This window comes from uncultured Actinomyces sp. (genome assembly GCF_963526355.1).
Taxonomy (GTDB): domain Bacteria; phylum Actinomycetota; class Actinomycetes; order Actinomycetales; family Actinomycetaceae; genus Actinomyces.
Window position 1 is genome coordinate 36,314 of the sequence record NZ_CAUROW010000010.1, and the last position, 17,689, is coordinate 54,002.

General features: G+C 66.0%; 17 protein-coding genes. 12 read left to right on the forward strand and 5 right to left on the reverse strand.

Annotation, left to right across the window (positions count from 1 at the left end; translation table 11 throughout):
- Positions 1-90: 90 nt before the first annotated feature.
- Entirely contained in the window at positions 91-876 is a 786-nt protein-coding gene (locus tag RWR81_RS04285) for a 3'-5' exonuclease (protein WP_314454987.1), read from the reverse strand.
- 205 nt (positions 877-1,081) lie between these two features.
- On the opposite strand from RWR81_RS04285, the gene RWR81_RS04290 reads away from it, so the two are divergent.
- Entirely contained in the window at positions 1,082-1,933 is an 852-nt protein-coding gene (locus RWR81_RS04290) for a serine hydrolase domain-containing protein (protein WP_314454906.1), read from the forward strand.
- A gap of 197 nt (positions 1,934-2,130) precedes the next feature.
- Here the strand turns inward: RWR81_RS04290 and RWR81_RS04295 are convergent, their stop codons facing one another.
- The 3 genes from RWR81_RS04295 to RWR81_RS04305 form a co-directional block, all read right to left on the reverse strand.
- A complete protein-coding gene (locus tag RWR81_RS04295; protein WP_314454908.1) occupies positions 2,131-2,625 on the reverse strand; it encodes a hypothetical protein in 495 nt (164 codons plus the stop codon).
- A 429-nt stretch (positions 2,626-3,054) separates the two neighbouring features.
- Positions 3,055-3,477 (reverse strand): hypothetical protein, encoded by a 423-nt coding sequence (locus RWR81_RS04300; protein WP_314454911.1) that lies wholly within the window; start codon positions 3,475-3,477, stop codon positions 3,055-3,057.
- 485 nt (positions 3,478-3,962) lie between these two features.
- On the reverse strand, positions 3,963-4,772 hold the full coding sequence (locus RWR81_RS04305; RefSeq protein ID WP_314454914.1) for an exodeoxyribonuclease III: 810 nt from the start codon (positions 4,770-4,772) through the stop codon (positions 3,963-3,965).
- Positions 4,773-4,836: 64 nt separating this feature from the next.
- Here RWR81_RS04305 and RWR81_RS04310 point away from each other — a divergent pair, with 64 nt between their 5' ends.
- The 9 genes from RWR81_RS04310 (at position 4,837) to RWR81_RS04350 (ending at position 13,433) form a co-directional block, all read left to right on the forward strand.
- Entirely contained in the window at positions 4,837-5,613 is a 777-nt protein-coding gene (locus RWR81_RS04310; protein ID WP_314454917.1) for an SDR family NAD(P)-dependent oxidoreductase, read from the forward strand.
- Between the two features lie 80 nt (positions 5,614-5,693).
- Entirely contained in the window at positions 5,694-6,191 is a 498-nt protein-coding gene (tpx, locus tag RWR81_RS04315) for a thiol peroxidase (RefSeq protein ID WP_314454920.1), read from the forward strand.
- A 125-nt stretch (positions 6,192-6,316) separates the two neighbouring features.
- Positions 6,317-6,886 (forward strand): orotate phosphoribosyltransferase, encoded by a 570-nt coding sequence (gene pyrE, locus RWR81_RS04320; protein ID WP_314454922.1) that lies wholly within the window; start codon positions 6,317-6,319, stop codon positions 6,884-6,886.
- A 53-nt stretch (positions 6,887-6,939) separates the two neighbouring features.
- Positions 6,940-7,695: a TrmH family RNA methyltransferase gene (locus RWR81_RS04325; RefSeq protein ID WP_314454926.1), complete on the forward strand. Its 756-nt coding sequence runs from the start codon at positions 6,940-6,942 to the stop codon at positions 7,693-7,695.
- A gap of 174 nt (positions 7,696-7,869) precedes the next feature.
- Complete coding sequence (gene fbaA / locus RWR81_RS04330) at positions 7,870-8,919, forward strand: class II fructose-bisphosphate aldolase (RefSeq protein WP_314454928.1); 1,050 nt, start codon at positions 7,870-7,872, stop codon at positions 8,917-8,919.
- Between the two features lie 414 nt (positions 8,920-9,333).
- A complete protein-coding gene (locus RWR81_RS04335) occupies positions 9,334-10,677 on the forward strand; it encodes an ABC transporter substrate-binding protein (protein ID WP_314454932.1) in 1,344 nt (447 codons plus the stop codon).
- Positions 10,678-10,898: 221 nt separating this feature from the next.
- Positions 10,899-11,744: a sugar ABC transporter permease gene (locus RWR81_RS04340; protein WP_314454935.1), complete on the forward strand. Its 846-nt coding sequence runs from the start codon at positions 10,899-10,901 to the stop codon at positions 11,742-11,744.
- Positions 11,741-12,646, forward strand: a complete 906-nt coding sequence (locus RWR81_RS04345; RefSeq protein WP_314454938.1) for a carbohydrate ABC transporter permease — start codon at positions 11,741-11,743, stop codon at positions 12,644-12,646. Before RWR81_RS04340 ends, RWR81_RS04345 begins: the two co-directional genes overlap by 4 nt.
- A 118-nt stretch (positions 12,647-12,764) precedes the next feature.
- Positions 12,765-13,433: a DUF624 domain-containing protein gene (locus tag RWR81_RS04350; RefSeq protein WP_314454941.1), complete on the forward strand. Its 669-nt coding sequence runs from the start codon at positions 12,765-12,767 to the stop codon at positions 13,431-13,433.
- A 63-nt stretch (positions 13,434-13,496) separates the two neighbouring features.
- On the opposite strand, the gene RWR81_RS04355 is transcribed toward RWR81_RS04350, so the two are convergent.
- Positions 13,497-14,477: a hypothetical protein gene (locus RWR81_RS04355; protein WP_314454943.1), complete on the reverse strand. Its 981-nt coding sequence runs from the start codon at positions 14,475-14,477 to the stop codon at positions 13,497-13,499.
- Positions 14,478-14,637: 160 nt separating this feature from the next.
- Between RWR81_RS04355 and RWR81_RS04360 the strand changes: the two genes are divergently transcribed.
- Both RWR81_RS04360 and RWR81_RS04365 read left to right on the forward strand, forming a co-directional pair.
- A complete protein-coding gene (locus RWR81_RS04360) occupies positions 14,638-15,924 on the forward strand; it encodes an adenylosuccinate synthase (protein WP_314454946.1) in 1,287 nt (428 codons plus the stop codon).
- Between the two features lie 16 nt (positions 15,925-15,940).
- Positions 15,941-17,686, forward strand: a complete 1,746-nt coding sequence (locus RWR81_RS04365; protein ID WP_314454948.1) for a hypothetical protein — start codon at positions 15,941-15,943, stop codon at positions 17,684-17,686.
- Positions 17,687-17,689: the final 3 nt, after the last annotated feature.

The following is a 17,689-nucleotide window of genomic DNA, read 5'->3' on the forward strand; positions in this document are numbered from 1 at the left end:
CCGAACCGCACTCAGCAGGAAGGGGCTGGGCTCGCACAAGACCGGTGGCCCAGCCATCACTCGCAGTCCGGGCTCCTACTGACTTAACCCTCAGGACGCGGGCTCGGTCCGGGCCCGTTCGGCTCCGGGCGTGGTGCGGGCCGCCAGACGCTCGGAGCCGATCTGCGCTCGCCGGACGTCCCAGTGCCAGCCGGTGAAGCGGTGGGCATCGAGCAGCGCTCGGGCCCAGGCCACCGGCTCCTCGCCGCGCTGCGCCCCCACCTCCAGATAGTGGCGCAGCAGGCCGGCAGCGGCCATGGCGTCGTCGAGTGCGTTGTGATGGCGGCCTATCTCCACCCCGGCGACCTCGCAGCACGTGGTCAGCCGACGCGACGGCGTCGTCATGAAATGGCGCGCCCACTCCATCGTGCACACCCGCGGCACCCGGGCGCCGCGGTCCAGCAGTCCCCGGAACCCCAGCGCCTGGGTGAGGAAGCCGACGTCGAAGCGGGCGTTGTGGGCGACCACTGCCCGTCCGGCCATGTCGGCCACGAGCAGGTCGGCGACGTCGTCGAGCCGGGGCGCTCCGATGAGCTCCTCGGCGACGAGGCCGTGAATGCGGGTGGGGCCGACGTCCACGCCCGCGCCGGGATCGATGAGTGTGGACCAGCTGTGCTCGACCTGCCCGGCGGCGTCGGTGAGCACCAGCGCGATCTCCAGGATCGAGTCCGTCGTGGGGGACAGCCCCGTGGTCTCCAGGTCGACGACGGCGTAGCCGACACCGGCGGCGTCGGTCAGCTCGGCGGGTGTGGGACCGGTAGCTGCCTGGCCGGGAGCCATGGGGGAGCGGGGGCGCAGTGGGCCACGGTCGGCGGGTGGGCGGTGGTAGAAGGGCATCACCCTGATCCTCTCTCGAGCGGAGACGATTCGCAGGGTCATGGTGCGCCATGTTCCATGTTCCATCGGGTCGGGTGGGCGGGCGCTCGCGGCCGTGCCCTACGGCGCGTGGACGGCATCGGGGCCTCAGTCGTCGAGGCGTAAGGTACGAACGCGAGGGAGCACGACCTTCCGAGCGGCGACACGATCCTGGCCAGGAGGAGCGATGATCACACCGGACACCTCTCAGACGGATTCCGCCATCCTGCCTGCCCTGGCCGACTTCCCCTTCCCGACCGCGCTCGTGGTCACCGATGTGCTCGCGACCGACGGCGGCGTGCTTTACGAGGCCGGCGACGTTGACGAGGTCTTCCCCTTCGCCTCGGTCACTAAGCCGATCGTCGCCTGGTCCGCGTTGGTCGCCGTCGACCGAGGGCTGTTGGACCTGGGCGCTCCCGCGGGCGCGCCCGCTCCCGACGGGGCGACCATTGGCCACCTGCTGTCCCACTCCTCAGGGATAGCGACCGACTCCGACGAGCACCTGGCTGCTCCGGGCTCACGCCGCATCTACTCCAACCGCGGTATTGAGATCCTGGGGGATCGGCTCGAAGAGGCTACCGGCACACCCCTGGAGACCTGGGTGGAGACCACGGTGCTCGAGCCTCTGGGGATGGCCAGTGTCCTCATTCCCGGCTCACCCGCCCACTCCGGGGAGGGCAGCGCCCGCGACCTATCGTTGTTCGCCCGCGAGCTGGCTGCCCCAAGGCTCGTCTCGCCGGCGCTGGCGGAGCGGGCCTGTGCGCCGGTCCTGCCCAGTCTCGACGGCGTCCTGCCCGGTTACGGGCGCCAGAGCCCCAACCCCTTCGGCCTGGGGGTGGAGGTGCGTGGAGCCAAGTCCCCGCACTGGACCGGTACAGGCAACAGCCCGCAGACCTTCGGGCACTTCGGCCAGGCCGGCTCCTTCATATGGGTGGATCCGGTCGCCGGGCGCCAGGCCGTCTTCCTGGGAGCCGAGCCCTTCGGGGCAGTGCACCGCAGAGCGTGGCCCGCGCTGGGCGACCAGATCCTGGCCTTGTAGGGATACAGAGGGATCGGTCGGGCAGCCCGCTAGAGCTTGTCGGGAAAGTCTGTCGGTTCCAGGGGGGCGGGGTTCATGGATGCACCCGGAGACTCGTGGACCGTACTCGCGACGTCCGCAGTCGAGCTCTAAGGCGTGTCCGAGACAACCGCATGTTCGGTAGTAGTCCTGGATCCCCTCTACTTTTGCAACGAGACCTAGTTCTGCTTGATGGGGAGGGTGGCATTCTCAAGGTCGCGGACCGAGGCGGTCAGCCTGTCAGTGCTCACCTGCACCTCCGCTCGGCAGACGATCCGGTGGTCTCTGGGCTCCCGGGTCACCCGAATGCTGCGGTCGACCGGCCGTCTGGAGAACTCCTCGTACTTCTTGCCGCAGTCGACCTCCTCGGCTGCGTCGTAGAACTCCTCCGAGGCGTGGTCAGCGTCGCAGGAGGTCGCCTGCCCCTGACGGTTGAAGCATCGACGGAACTCGCCGCCGTCCCTGTATCCGTTGTGGTCGTTATCGGTCGTCCAGACGTCCTTGAGCGACATGCTCGGCATCCCGGACTGCCTCTCGACAACGCACTGGTCGTCCGTGTTCTCAAGGGTCTTGACATCGATGCCTGAGGCGAGAAGGTCGACGCCGGGGACTCCGCCCATGTAGAGGATGAGTGCACCCGCATCGCAGGAGGATCCGGCCGGTTTGGTGAACACCTCCCGCGAGTGCGGAGAGTCGCACGGTGTTGGGGTGTCGCCGTCGTAGCAGCCACTCGACAGCGGCGCTTCGGTAGTAGACGATGTCTGCTGCTGAGCGTGTTTACTGTCGGTGGATGCTCGGATTTCTGATCGATTGGAGGCGGCTGGAACTAGTGACGGTGCGGTATCTTCGTGCGAGAGGGTTCTGGAGTCGAGGATAGCTCCGGGGAGACCGAGAACTGTAGAAATAATAACGCCTGCGATGGTAATAATGAGAGTGGCCAGTGCGATGGCGTTAGGATTAAGTAATTTTCTCTTCAGTTGACATGATGTTCTATTAATTTTGGTGTTGTCGCGGACATGCGAGGTGTTCTCCTCTTTAGGCTTGGTTTTCCCGGCATCGTCTGGGTCTAAATTCATTGCAGTTATCTTTTTGGGTGTCGGTGATTACTCCAGTCTCATGTCGAACATGACCCCGGTGATGGATCCGAGCCCATATTTGGTCTTGCCTTCAGATGTCAGAGGAAGGAGCTCGATTTTGAAGGCATTGACGTTCGAGACATCAACCTCGATTGGTTTCACTTCGTTGAAAGGGATGTCGATGAGCTGGTCGTTCTTGCCGTCTTTGTAGGTTCCCACTCGCAGGATGAGGTCTGAGGACTTTGAGGTATTCGCCTGTCCGGCTTTAAGGGTGAGTTTGTGGAACCGATTCTCCAGGCGGAGCTCGGCCTGTACGCCCTGGCTTCCCTCCAGCTCGGCTCCGATCCCTTTTGCGTTGCTCGTGGTGGCCACATTGAAGAGGTCTTGCCGGAGTTCTCTCGGCGGTTCGAAGAAGTCTTCAAGTGTCAGGTCTCGCCCCTGGGTGTTCACTGGCGCTCCGGTTGCGGAAGTGTGCCCGGATGACGGTTCGCCATTGGCGTTGTGTGCAGGTGGTGCCGATGGGGTGCCTGCCGTGGTGCCGGCTGTTGCTGAGGGAGAGCTGGTCAGTGTCGGAGTCTCGGTGGGACTCGGAGGGGGAGTGGAATTCTTGGTCGGCGGGGCCGTTGTCGGCTGCGTGCTGGACTCGGGGGTGGAATGCCGTCCCGAGCACGCCGTCAACGTCAGTGCGGCAAGGGAGGAGAGGGTGAGGGCTGTACGCCGACTGACCGGCTCGGTCTTATATTTCATGCGGACATAATATGGCTGATATGTCCAGGTTCTGAGAGGTATGAAGTTTAATTTCTATACAAATATCCCCATATTATTCTGACTGAATCGTTGGTTGTGCTCCACTGTACTGAGTGACAGACGAGCCATGCGATGTGCGGGTCGTGCGCCGGCTCCGTGCTCAGTCACTCTGGTCGCGGCCTGCGGCCTCAGTCGACCTCGACGATGACGGGGACGTGGTCGGAGGCGCCCTTGCCCTTGCGCTCGTCGCGGTCGATGGCGGCGCCGGTGACGCGGCTTGCCAGGGCCGGGGAGGCGTAGACGAAGTCGATGCGCATGCCCTCGTTCCTCGGGAAGCGCAGCTTCTGGTAGTCCCAGTAGGTGTAGTTGGTGGCCCATTCGCGCGTGACCTCATGCATGCCCACCTCGGCGAAGGCCCCGAAGGCCTCCCGCTCCGGTGACGAGACGTGGGTGGCACCCTCGAAGACGCTCATGTCCCACACGTCCTCGTCCCTCGGTGCCACGTTCCAGTCACCCACCAGCGCCAGCGGCAGGTCGGGCTCGGCCTCCAGCCAACCGGCGACGTCGTCGCGCAGCACCCGCAGCCAGTCGAGCTTGTACGTGTAGTGCGGATGAGTGAGGTCGCGGCCGTTGGGCACGTACAGGCTCCACAGGCGCACCGGCCCTGATCCTGAGTCGGCTCCCACCGTCGCCCCGAGCGCCCGGGCCTCGACGATCGGCTCGGCCTCGGGCTTGGCCGCCCAGCCGGGCTGGCCCGGAAAGGAGGTGACGATATCATCGATCCCCGAACGTGAGGCGATCGCCACCCCGTTCCACTGGTTGAGGCCGTGGATGGCCAGCTCGTAGCCGGCGGCCTCGAAGGGTTCGACCGGGAACTGGTCGGGGCGGCACTTGATCTCCTGCATCGCCAGGGCGTCGATGTCCTCGCGCTCCAGGAAGGCCAGGACGCGGTCGACACGGGTGCGGATGGAGTTGACGTTCCAGGTGGCCAGACGCATGGCAGCAGCGTATCCGGTGCCCGATTCCCATCAAGCACTCAACAAGTGCTCGTAGTCTGCCGTCATGGGAACAGCACTCGTCACCGGGGCTACGAGCGGCCTCGGACTGGAATTCGCCTGGCAGCTCGCCCAGGCCCGTCACAACCTCATCCTCGTTGCGCGCACCTCCGAGCGCCTGCGGGAGGTGGCCGAGGAGATGCGGCAGTTCGCCGGCGTCCAGGTGGAGGTCCTGCGGGCCGACCTGTCCCAGCGTGACGAGCTCGAACTCGTCGCCGAGCGTCTGCGTGACCCAAATAAACCCGTGGGGCTCCTGGTCAACAATGCCGGCTTCGGGCTGGGGCAGCCATTCGTCGGGGGAGACCTGGCCCCTGAGGAGCAGGCCCTCGACGTCATGGTTCGCGCGGTCATGGTGGCTTCCCACGCGGCGGCCGGTGCCATGGTGCGGCGCGGACGTGGCGCCATCCTCAACGTCTCCTCCATCGCTGCGCACACCGCCGTGGGTACCTACGCGGCCCACAAGGCCTGGGTGCTGCGTTTCACCGAGGTGCTGGCCGTTGAACTCGCCGGTAGCGGCGTGACCGCCACGGCGCTGTGTCCGGGACTGGTCCACACCGGCTTCCACGCAGCGGCCGGCATCGATGAGACCCAGTGGAAGGAGTCGCTGTGGCTGGACGCCGAGCGCGTGGTCAGCGACGGACTCGCTGCGGTGCGCCGCGGCCAGGTCATCTGCACTCCAAGCTTGGGTTACCGCTGCGGCAACGCCGTGCTGCGGTTGGCTCCCCGCTGGCTCGTGCGTCGAATGGCCGAGGACCCCGAGCGCTCTCGCCGTCAGCCAGAGTAAGGGCGGTGACTCACCAGAGAATCGCCCAGGGCTGAGGGCCCCTGCTGGTCAGGAGGGCTGCAACCTGGAACGATCGCATCATGGCTTCCATTACCTTCCACGGAGACCCCGTCAATACCGTCGGCGAGTTGCCCGCCGTGGGCTCGACCGCGCCCGCCTTCGAGCTCGTGGGCGCTGACCTCGCCCCGGTGACCAGCCAGTCCCTGGCCGGCCGGCGCGTGGTCCTCAACATCTTCCCCTCGGTGGACACCGGGGTGTGCGCCGCCTCAGTGCGCCAGTTCAACAAGCTCGCCTCCGAGTTGGACAACACGACCGTGGTCTGCGTCTCCGCCGACCTTCCCTTCGCCGGCGCCCGCTTCTGCGGTGCCGAGGGTCTTACCAACGTGGTGACCGGCTCGACCTTCCGCTCCGCCTTCGGCACCGACTACGGCGTCACCCTGACCGGCGGCCCGCTGGCCGGCCTGCTGTCGCGCGCCGTCGTCGTCCTCGACGAGTCCGGCACGGTCGTCTACACGGAGCAGGTCCCCGAGATCGGCCAGGAGCCCGACTACGACGCCGCCGTGGCCGCCCTGTCCTGACCCTCCTCTACTGCTGAGAGTCGCCCAGAGCCCGCCCCTTTCGCATCACGCGGAAGAGGGCGGGCTCCCGCATCGGCGGGTGTCCACCCGGTGCGTCGGTCCGCGAGCCCACTACCATCGGAGTTGTGAGCACCAACGATTCCCACATCGCCCGTCTGGCCAAGCTCGTCAACGAGCTGTCCGTCGTCCGAGGCAAGGTCACCCTCGCCTCCGGCCTCGAGTCCGACTTCTACGTGGACATGCGCCGCGCCACACTCCATCACGAGGCCGCCCCCCTCATCGGCCACGTCATGCTCGACATGCTGGAGGAGGCGGGCCTGGGCACCGACGAGATCGACGCCGTCGGCGGCCTGACCATGGGTGCCGACCCCGTGGCTGCGGCGATGCTGCACGCCGCCGCCTCGCGCGGCCTGGACCTGGACGCCTTCGTCGTGCGCAAGGCCGCCAAGGACCACGGTATGCGTCGGCGCATCGAGGGGCCCGACGTCGCCGGCCGCTCCGTGGTGGTCCTGGAGGACACCTCCACCACTGGCGGTTCTCCGCTGGAGGCCGTCGAGGCCCTGCGCGAGGCGGGTGCCGACGTGCGCGCCGTCGCCGTCATCGTCGACCGGGCCACCGGCGCGCGCGAGCGCATCGAGGCCGCCGGCCTGCCCTACTACGCGGCGCTCGGCCTGACCGACCTCGGCCTGGAGTGAGTCCCCGACGGCGTTCGCCGGTATCCGCTCGCCGGGGCAAGGAGACTGATCGCATGGATCAGCCCGTCGACCTGCCCGAGGGGGAGCACCTGCCCGAGGCGTCCACTCGGGCTCGGGGGTCGTCCCCCGAGCTCTCGGCGTCCCCCGTGGTTTCCGCGCTGAGCCCGGAGGAGGACCAGCCGGCCGATGTCCGTCAGGTCGGAGTCGGTCCCTGGCCCGGCGGCCCCGAGGCCTGGCCCACCGACACCCGCTACGACCGTGAACTGTTGGCGCGCGGTGACCGGCGCAACGTCGTCGACCGCTACCGCTACTGGACCGTCGCGGCGATCCGCGCCGACCTGGCCGTCCGCGCCCACCGGCTGCACATCGCCATCGAGAATGTCAGCCAGGACCTCAACATCGGCTCCATCGTGCGCAGCGCCAACGCCTTCAACGTCGCCGGCGTCCACATCATCGGCCGACGCCGCTGGAACAAGCGCGGTGCCATGGTCACCAACCGCTACCTGGACGTGCGCCACCACCCTGAGGCCGGTGGACTGCTCGACTGGGCGGCGGCAGAGGGGTACGAGGTCGTCGGCATCGATAACGGTCCAGGGGCGCGGCCCCTGGAGGTCGCTGCGCTGCCCGAGCACTGTCTCATGGTCTTCGGCTCCGAGGGCGAGGGAATCAGCGCCGAGCTGAGCGCCGGCTGCTCCCGGCTGCTGCGCATCGGCCAGTACGGCTCCACCCGCTCCATCAACGTGGCTGCCGCAGCGGCCGTGGCCATGCACACCTGGATCCTCCAGCACGCCGGGCCGGCGCCCGACTGACTTCGGGCGCCGGCGGCCCGCGGTTTCATCCCGCTTCATTAGTGGCAGGACCAAACCGGTCCTGAACAGGCCAAGGAGCCCAACCTGGGACCATGATCCGGTTCACGTGGGTTCGAATTCGTGGAACAATCGGCCCCGCACCACTGACTCACACAGACAATCAGGAGGCACCCAGTGGCCATTGCAACCCCGGAGTCCTACGCCGATATGCTTGACCGCGCGAAGGCCGGCAAGTACGCCATCCCCGCGATCAACGTCACCTCGTCCCAGACCCTGTCGGCCGCCCTCAAGGGCTTCGCCGACGCCGAGTCCGACGGCATCGTCCAGATCTCCAACGGTGGTGCCGCCTACTGGTCCGGTTCCTCGCGCCTCGACCGCGTCAAGGGCTCGATCGCCTTCACCGCCTACGCCCGCGCCGTGGGCGACCTCTACCCGGTCACCATCGGCCTGCACACCGACCACTGCCCCAAGAAGCTCCTTGCCGACTGGATCCACCCGCTCATGGAGATCGAGGCCGAGCAGGTCAAGAACGGTGAGCTACCGATGTTCAACTCCCACATGTGGGACGGCTCCGCCGAGGCCCTCGACGACAACATCGAGATCGCCGTCGACATGCTCAAGCGCGCCAAGGCCGCCAACGTCGTCCTCGAGATCGAGATCGGCGCCGTGGGCGGTGAGGAGGACGGCATCAAGGGTGAGGAGAACGCCAACCTCTACACCACCGCCGACGACGCCTGGAAGGCCATCGAGGCCCTCGGCCTGGGCGAGAACGGTCGCTACATCACGGCCCTGACCTTCGGTAACGTGCACGGCTCCTACAAGCCGGGCCATGTCAAGCTCCGCCCGGAGATCCTCGGCGAGATCCAGGACGATGTGGCCAAGCGCCTCGGCGACCGGCTGTCCTCCAAGGTCGGCGACAAGAGCTCGCCCTTCGACCTGGTCATGCACGGCGGCTCCGGCTCCACCGACGAGGAGATCGCCACCGCGGTGCGCAACGGCGTCATCAAGATGAACGTCGACACCGACACCCAGTACGCCTACACCCGTCCGGTCGCCGGCTGGATGTACACCAACTACGAGGGCGTTCTCAAGATCGACGGCGAGGTCGGCAACAAGAAGCAGTACGACCCGCGCGCCTGGGGCAAGGCCGCCGAGGAGGGCATGGCCGCCCGTGTCGTCGAGGCCTGCGAGCGTCTCGGCTCCGTCGGTTCCGCCCGCAAGTGAGTCCTCGCCCCGCGGCAGGGGTGAACGGCCGAGCGGCGGCCTGATCGCTGCACGTGGCCCCGGCACCATCACGGTGCCGGGGCCACGTTGCAGACGTGCCACGTGGTGCTCGGGGGAGACGATACTTATAAATCTGACGTACGGTTGCATTCTTGCGGAGAGCAGTGGCATCGGGCCTCGGTGTCGTGAGCCGGCTGGTTAAGAGCGATAATCCAAGGAGAAATGCCGATGAAATGCGGCATTCAAGTTCGAGACCCGGGTCACTGATTGCAAACCTTGCAGTAAAGAACGCTGAAAATGTGCAATGATGGGCCGTCGCCGTTAAGCCGATGGTCCCGCCGTCGGCCGTACGGCAGTCGCACCTCGCGGACGCCTTGTCCGCACCCGTCCCATGCGTCCAAAGGAGGACTCCCAATGCGACTCATCTCCCGCCGCTCCATGCTGGGCGGAACCGCCGCGCTCGCCGTCGCCGCGACCCTGGCGGCATGCTCGAAGGGCTCGTCCGGTTCCGACGGCGATGGGGGCGTCTACTTCCTCAACTTCAAGCCCGAGTCGGAGCAGGCCTTCAAGGACATCGCGGCTGCCTACACGAAGAAGACCGGCGTGGCCGTCAAGGTCGTCACCGCCGCCTCCGGCACTTATGAGCAGACTCTGAAGTCCGAGGTCGCCAAGTCCAACCCGCCCACGCTGTTCAACCTCAACGGTCCCGTGGGCTACAGGAACTGGAAGGAGTACGCCTCCGACCTGTCCGATGCCGACTTCACCAAGCAGATGACGGACGACTCCCTGGCCCTCAAGGGGGACGAGGGCAAGGTCGTGGGCGTACCGCTGGCCATTGAGGGTTACGGCATCATCTACAACGCCGCCATCCTCAACAAGTACTTCGCGATGGAGGGGGCCAAGGTCACTGCCGTCGACCAGATCAAGGGCTTCGACAAGCTCAAGGAGGTTGTCGAGGACATGCAGGCCAAGAAGGCCGATCTCGGTATCGAGGGGGTCTTCGCCGCGACGTCTCTGTCCCCGGGCGAGGAGTGGCGCTGGCAGACCCACCTGGCCAACTACCCCGTCTACTACGAGTACCGCGACGCCAAGGTCGACGACCTTGACGAGCTCAAGCTGACCTACTCGGACAACTACAAGCAGATCTTCGACCTCTACCTCAACAACTCCACGATCGCCCCCACCGAGGCCAGTGCCAAGACGGTCACCGACTCGATGGCCGACTTCGCTCTGGGCAAGGCCGCCATGGTCCAGAACGGCAACTGGGGCTGGTCGCAGATCTCCGAGGTGTCCGGCAACACCGTCAAGGCCGAGGACGTCCACTTCCTGCCGATCTACGTCGGTGTGTCCGGCGAGGACAAGAGCAATATCGCCATCGGCACCGAGAACTACTTGACGATCAACTCCCAGGCCTCCGACGACGCCCAGAAGGCCACCAAGGAGTTCCTCACCTGGCTGTTCACCGACGCCGAGGGCTCCAAGCTCGCCGCTGAGAAGCTCAGCATCATCGCCCCCTACAAGGCCTACGCCGAACTGGCCCCCTCCGACCCGCTGGGCAAGGAGGTCGCCGCGGCCATCGCCGACAAGGACCTCACGCCTGTCAAGTGGGTCTTCCCGACCTTCCCGAGCCAGAACTTCAAGGATCAGCTCGGCCAGCAACTGGCCCAGTACGCCTCCGGCAGCACGGACTGGGCGAAGGTCAAGGACTTCTTCGTCACTGACTGGGCCTCAGAAAAGAAGTCGGCCAAGGAGGGCTGACGTCGACGAGTCTCCCGAGCTCGCCGCCGACGACGCCGCTGCGGCAGACGGCATCGTTCCGGCCTGTATCGGCAGGCCGTGCGACGGCGACTCATCTCTCCCCATCCCCTCTTCCGCCCGGGGCGGTGCGCCTGAGCCGATCGGCTCGTGCTGCCGCCCCGGCGGGAGTCCCCTGGTACCCGGCCGCCTAGGCGGGTGCCGGTCACACCTCGAAGGCAGATATGACCAAGGCACTGAAAAAGTTCTTCCCAGTTTTCGCGGGGCCGACCCTGTTGGCCTTCATGATCGCGTTCATCGTCCCCTTCTTCATGGGGCTCTACCTCTCGTTCACCAAGTTCAGTACCCTGACCAACGCCAGGTTCGTCGGTACTGACAACTACGCCAGGGCTCTGGGAGAGCGCAGTGACTTCCCCCAGGCACTGATGTTCACCGCCGTCGTCTCGGTGATCTCCATCATCACGGTGAACCTGGGCGCCTTCGCCCTGGCCTACTTCCTGACCCGCAAGCTGCGCGGCACCAACTTCTTCCGCGCCGTCTTCTTCATGCCCAACCTCATCGGTGGCATCGTTCTGGGCTACACCTGGCAGGTCATGCTCAACGCGATCCTTCAGCGCTGGGGCCAGACGATCGTCAACGACTGGCATCTGGGCCTGGCCGGCCTGGTCATGCTCGTCAACTGGCAGCTCATGGGCTACATGATGGTCATCTACATCGCCGGTCTGCAGAACGTGCCGCCCGAGCTCATTGAGGCCTCCCAGATCGACGGCGCCGGTCGTTGGCAGACGTTGCGCAACGTGACGCTGCCGATGATCATGCCCTCGATCACCATCTGCCTGTTCCTCACTCTGGCCAACACCTTCAAGATGTACGACCAGAACCTCGCCCTGACCAACGGGGCCCCGGCCAAGCAGACCCAGATGGCCGCGCTCAGCATCGTCAACACGATGTACAAGAAGATCGGCCAGGAGGGCGTCGCCCAGGCCGAGGCCGTCATCTTCTTCCTCATCGTCGCCGCCATCGCGCTCATCCAGCTGCGCGCCACTCGCTCCAAGGAGGTCGACGCGTGAGCACCGCCGTCCAGACCCAGGTATCCGGATCCGCCGTCCCTGCCCACGAGGTGAGTCGGAAGACCGCCCGGCACACGCCGGGGCAGAACGCGCTCGTGGGACTGCTGGGAGTCTTGGCCCTCGTGTGGGTCATCCCCCTGGTCTTCATCCTCGTCAACTCCTTCAAGGGCAAGTTCTACATCTCTGACAGCCCCTTCGCCCTGCCGACCCTGAAGACCTTCGCCGGCCTGGACAACTACGCCACCGGCCTGGCCCTGTCCGGGTTCGCCAGCGCCATGGGCTGGTCGCTGTTCATCACAGTGGGCTCCGTCGTCGTCATCGTCTTCCTGACGGCGATGACGGCCTACTACATCACCCGTATCAAGACCTGGTGGACCTCGGCGATCTACTACGCCTTCGCCTTCTCCATGATCGCCCCCTTCCAGATGGTCATGTTCCCCACCGTCAAGGTGGCCGACATGCTCGGCCTGGCCACGCCCTGGGGCATGATCGTCCTCTACCTCGGTTTCGGCGGTGGGCTGTCGGTGTTCCTGTTCGCTGGCTTCATCAAGTCGGTCCCCATGGAGATCGAGGAGGCCGCTTACATGGACGGCTGCTCCCCGCTGCAGACCTACTTCAAGGTGGTCATGCCGCTGCTCAGGCCGACGGCGGTCACCGTGGCGATCCTCAACGCCATGTGGGTGTGGAACGACTTCCTCCTGCCCAACCTCGTCATCGGTCAGGATGAGCGCTACAAGACGATCCCCATCGTCATCCAGTCGCTCGTCGGGTCCAATGGAAACCGAGACATGGGTGCCCAGATGGCCATGCTCGTCTTCGCCATCGTTCCGATCGTCGCCTTCTACCTCTTCGGTCAGAAGCACATCATCGAGGGCGTGGCCGCGGGCGCGGTCAAGGGCTGACTCGTCCTTGAGCCCCGCTCAGAGCATGGGCGGTTCTCGATGCCCCGCCGTGGGTGTCGAGAACCGCCCGTATCATGTCCATCTGCTACTGACTGTGCCCTGCATGTAAGGAGACCCCGTGGCGCTGTTCCCCGGCCCCGACACTCCGGCCTACCGGGCCTGGTCAGCAGCGGCCGACGTCGTCATCCTCAACGTCCTCACCCTGGCCGGCTGCCTGCCGGTGGTGACGGCCGGTGCCTCCCTGACGGCCTGTGCGCGTGTGGCCGGTGAGATGGCGGCCGAGGGTGATCCAGCGGTCGTGAGTACCTGGTGGCGCTCCTTCCGCCTCAACCTGCGTCAGTCTCTGGCCTGGTGGCTGCCCTTGCTCGCCCTGATGGCCCTTGGGGCCTGGGAGTACCTGGTCCTGGCCGACGGCGCCGTCGGAGCTGGTCAGGAGAGTGTCCAGGGCGATGCCCTGGCCGGTCTGGTGCTGGCCGGAGGAGTGCTTCTGGCCTTGATCCTCGTCTGGCTGCTGCCGCTCGTGGCCTTCTTCGAGGCGTCGGTCGCCCGGCATCTGTCCAACGCCGCTCGGCTTGCCGTGGCGCATCTGGGGATCACGGCGCTCGCACTGCTGATCGTGAGCGTGCCGGTGGCCGTTGTCTGGGTGCTGCCCGTCATGAGAACGGCAGGAACCTGGTTCATGGTTCTTATCGGTCCGGCCTTCCAGGCCTACCTCATCGCGCTGCTCCAGCGCTCCACCATCGCCGGGCTCATGCCATCGAATCCTCCTCTCCCAACTCCTGACTGACAACGTCGCCTCCCCAGAGCGCGAGGTGAATCTTGTGCGGCGCGGCCGTGGGCGCATCGGACCTCAGTATCCCTGGCCGGGCTGGCCGTCGTAGGGCGGCTGGTAGGGCTGCTGTCCCTGGGGCCCCTGGTAACCCTGCTGACCGGGCTGGGGCTGCGGCGCGCCGAAGGGTGGCTGTTGACCGGGCTGGCCGTCGTAGGGCGGCTGGTAGGGCTGCTGTCCCTGGGGCCCCTGGTAACCCTGCTGACCGGGCTGGGGCGGGAACGCCTGGCCGGGATGATAGCCCTGGGCAGGAGCGGTATAGGGCGCGGCCTGTTGATTCTTCTTCCTTCTCTGGGAGCTGACGACAGCGCCGACGACTCCGCCGACCACGGCCAAGGGGAGCACGGCGAGGAGCTTCCACACCCAGGAGGGTGTCGAGCCGCTCTTTCCCGTGGTGTCGCGAGAACCGCCTGTTCCCCGGGCGGTGTCGGAGCCCTGGTCCTTTCCTTTGACCTTGTGAGACTGTGGGTCGGAGAAGGTGACTTTGGTGCCATCGACCTTGCCGCCGTCGGCCTCGGTCACCTCCCCGGGGAAGGTGACCGACTGGGTGAAGTCAACGGTGGCGTCGGGGGTGCCGGAGTTGAACTCGGGGGTCATCACGATGAACTCGTCGTTGTTGTGGGCGATGACATCGGAGTCGTCGGTGATCCTCCCCTCTCCTTGAAGGATGCAGGTGCGGGTATCGCCCTCCTCTTTGTAGTCGGGCTTCAAGTCCTTGATGCCGGTGCTGTGATCGGGATCAAGGTAGTCCTGGCTGCAGTGCTCCTCCTTGAGCGTGGGAATGGGGGAGCTCTCAGAGATCTGGAATACGGCGGAATATGTCTCATCTGATTTGACGACGATGTCCACCGAGATCTTGTCGCTGGCATCGGTGTCGTTGTCCAACGGGGCGGCGTGACCGGGAGCTCCGGCCAGGGCCAGGATGGTGGCCAGGACGAGGACGCTGAAGGCGGTCAGTGCGGACAGGGGCGTGGAAATGCGGCGGAGGCAGACAGGTGACATACCCACACGGTACGGTCATCGATACCTTCTTGTGACTATGTCGTCATGGGTATCTCTCCCCTCCGGCTCCGGTGGGCGCGGGTATCTCTCCCCTCCGGCTCCGGTAGGCTGGAGCGCGGTGTGTCCACCGGCACGCCGTCACTGAAGTCAGGGAGCAGCCATGCCAGCCGTTGTCGTCGTCGGGACCCAGTGGGGAGACGAGGGAAAGGGCAAGGCGACTGACCAGCTCGGTCAGGACGTCGACTACGTCGTCAAGTTCAACGGCGGGAACAACGCCGGCCACACGGTGGTCATCGACGGCGAAAAGTTCGCCTTCCACCTCCTGCCGGCGGGCGTGCTCACCCCCGGGGTCACCCCCATCATTGGCAACGGCGTCGTTGTCGACCTGGAGGTCCTCTTCAGTGAGATCGCCGAGATCGAGGCTCGTGGCAAGGACGCCTCCAGCCTTCTCATCAGCGCCAACGCCCACATCATCCCCTCCTACAACCGGGTCCTGGACCGCACCACCGAGCGCTTCCTGGGGGCGCGCCAGCTGGGCACCACCGGTCGAGGTATCGGCCCCACCTACGCGGACAAGATGAATCGCGTGGGCCTGCGCGTTCAGGATCTCTTCGACGAGTCGATCCTGCGTCAGAAGGTCCACTCCGCCCTGGACCAGAAGAACAGTCTCTTCCTCAAGGTCTTCAACCGGGCCGCTATCGACGCCGACGCCGTCGCCGACGAATTGCTCTCCTACGCGGATCGGGTCCGGCCGATGGTCGTCGACTGCTCCCTGGTGCTCAACAGCGCTCTTGACAAGGGTAAGACGGTTCTGTTCGAGGCAGGCCAGGCCACGATGCTCGACATCGACCACGGCACCTATCCCTTCGTCACCTCCTCCAACCCCACCTCCGGTGGGGCCTGCACCGGTACCGGGGTGGGGCCCACCCGGATCGACTCGGTCGTCGGCGTCGTCAAGGCCTACACCACCCGTGTGGGGGAGGGGCCCTTCCCCACCGAGCTTCATGACGAGATGGGTGAGCGCCTGCGCAACGAGGGTGGAGAGTTCGGCGTCACCACCGGCCGGCCGCGCCGCTGCGGCTGGCACGACGCCGTCGTCACCCGGTACGCGGCCCGCGTCAACGGGCTCACCGACCTGGTGATGACCAAGCTCGACGTTCTCACCGGGTACGAGACCATTCCCGTGTGCGTCGCCTACGACATCGATGGCACCATCACCCAGGAGATGCCGCTGACCCAGTCCGACTTCCATCACGCCGTCCCCGTCTACGAGGAGCTGCCCGGCTGGAGCGAGGACATCAGCGAGGTGCGTCGCTTCTTAGACCTGCCTCAGGCGGCCCAGGACTACGTGCTGCGTATCGAGGGGCTGGCCGGCTGCCGCATCTCCACGATCGGCGTCGGGCCGGGCCGGGAGGCCTCGATCTCGCGCCACTCGCTCCTGGGGTGACGCCGCAGGGCGATTCATGAGCAGTAGCGGTTACCCGACGGTGTCGGGCGCAGCACCTCGTGGAGGTGACTTTCGTGAGCGTGCCGACCGTGGACGGGCGGCCGAGGGATGGCTCGGGCTGGTACTCAGCGTCATCGCCCTTGCTGTCGGTGTCTCATGCCTCACCGGTTCGAAGGTGCCGCTGGGGGTGATGCTCGTTCTGGGAGGCCTGGGTTCCGCCTGGCACGGGGCGGGCAGGATCTCGCTGAGTCGCCGGATCCCGCAGTCCTCCCGCTATTGGAGTCAAGGAGCCGGGTGCATTCAGTTCGGGCCCTCGCGCTGCGTCGGCCTGCGCTACTACCTGCCTGCGGCCATGGCGTCGCTGGGCGCGCTGGTCGCCGTGTGGCTGCAGGCCTTCTCCGGCATGGCCTTTCCCGGCGGCGCGTGGACGCTCGAGCTGGCGGTCCTCGTGCTGTTCGGGTCGCTGTTGGGGTGTGCGACCGTCCCCATCGGTGGCAGGGGAGCTCCGGAGATTATCCTGACACCGCAGGCCGTGTGGATCTGGACGGGTGGACGGCGCCATGTGCATATCCCCTGGGGGGCGCGCCCGAGCCTCGAGGCGAGAATCATTCACCGGTTGCGGCCGCATGCCCTGATCACGGGGAGTGCAGCACGTCCGGTGCGTTTCCCCATATTCCTGCTCCCGATCGGGTACAGCCAGCTTCAAACCGTGCTCGGATTTTATACGGCTCATGCCGAGCTGCGAGGGGAGCTCGCCACCGATCAGGGGCTTCAGCGAGTCCGGACACTCATGTCGGCTCCCGCCCCATCCGCGTACCCGGTGTCTTCGTACGGGCTGGTGCCGCACCAGGGTGCCCCGTACACGACGGCCTCGGGTACGACATCGAGGCCCTGGCCAGTGGCTCCGGAGGCGATGGCCTCACTCGCCGCAGGCCACAGCGGAGCCATACCACAACCGTATGAGACGGCCAGGACGCGTGATGGGGCGGAAGACTTCTCGAAGGACGAAGAGCAGGCCCCCTGGGACATGCGTTCGTGCGAGGAGGGGGACCGGGCTCTACGGAGAGCCCCCTGGCAGTTCCTGGTCTGGGCCATCATTGTGCTCGTCTTCTCCACCTATGTGACGGACAGTCGGCAGTCCGGGGCCTTCCTTCTTGGGCTTGTTGTCTCCCTGGTGCTCCTGATTCATGCGGTGGCGCTTGCCGGAGCACGCAGGTGCCGTACGATCGCCTATCGGCGATGGACACGCAGTGATGAAGGGATCTGTCTGACGGGCACGTGGTTCGTTCTGCTGATTCGGCATGTGGAGGTGGCGCTCATGGCGCTCGGCTGCCTGTTGTCAGTGGGCCTCCTGGTGATCAGGGATCGTGCTTATGGCGGGGGCGTTGTCGTGCCCTTCCTCATAGCGATGGTGCTGCTTGTGACAGCCGGGCTGCTCGGGCTGAGTACTCCGCTGCCTCGCCGTGGCGCTGAGATCATCCTCGATCCAGAACGCATCCGTATTGCGGTTGGTACTAGCAGAGAGTCTCCGTTCTGGTGGAAGGACCGTCCCCGTATCGTTGGTGGTGGTCCGTCCGGGGCGGTGCTGGTTGAGATCCACCCGGTGGGACGGGTACGGGCGCGTTTGAATACCTTGCCGCTGACTCATGCCCAGCTGCAGCGGGTCGTGGAGTTCTACTCGAGCCATCCCGAGGCTTGTGCAGAGCTGGCGAGCGAGCAGGGTCTGGTGCGGGTGCAGGCGCTTATGCGCGGGCCGGTTTGAGGG

What these genes read in the sequence shown, in the direction of transcription:
- RWR81_RS04285 (WP_314454987.1), bottom strand. Translation starts at nt 876, where the DNA reads ATGCCCTTCTACCACCGCCCACCCGCCGACCGTGGCCCACTGCGCCCC.
- RWR81_RS04290 (WP_314454906.1), top strand. Translation starts at nt 1,082, where the DNA reads ATGATCACACCGGACACCTCTCAGACGGATTCCGCCATCCTGCCTGCC.
- RWR81_RS04305 (WP_314454914.1), bottom strand. Translation starts at nt 4,772, where the DNA reads ATGCGTCTGGCCACCTGGAACGTCAACTCCATCCGCACCCGTGTCGAC.
- RWR81_RS04310 (WP_314454917.1), top strand. Translation starts at nt 4,837, where the DNA reads ATGGGAACAGCACTCGTCACCGGGGCTACGAGCGGCCTCGGACTGGAA.
- tpx (WP_314454920.1), top strand. Translation starts at nt 5,694, where the DNA reads ATGGCTTCCATTACCTTCCACGGAGACCCCGTCAATACCGTCGGCGAG.
- RWR81_RS04325 (WP_314454926.1), top strand. Translation starts at nt 6,940, where the DNA reads ATGGATCAGCCCGTCGACCTGCCCGAGGGGGAGCACCTGCCCGAGGCG.
- RWR81_RS04335 (WP_314454932.1), top strand. Translation starts at nt 9,334, where the DNA reads ATGCGACTCATCTCCCGCCGCTCCATGCTGGGCGGAACCGCCGCGCTC.
- RWR81_RS04340 (WP_314454935.1), top strand. Translation starts at nt 10,899, where the DNA reads ATGACCAAGGCACTGAAAAAGTTCTTCCCAGTTTTCGCGGGGCCGACC.
- RWR81_RS04355 (WP_314454943.1), bottom strand. Translation starts at nt 14,477, where the DNA reads ATGTCACCTGTCTGCCTCCGCCGCATTTCCACGCCCCTGTCCGCACTG.
- RWR81_RS04360 (WP_314454946.1), top strand. Translation starts at nt 14,638, where the DNA reads ATGCCAGCCGTTGTCGTCGTCGGGACCCAGTGGGGAGACGAGGGAAAG.
- RWR81_RS04365 (WP_314454948.1), top strand. Translation starts at nt 15,941, where the DNA reads ATGAGCAGTAGCGGTTACCCGACGGTGTCGGGCGCAGCACCTCGTGGA.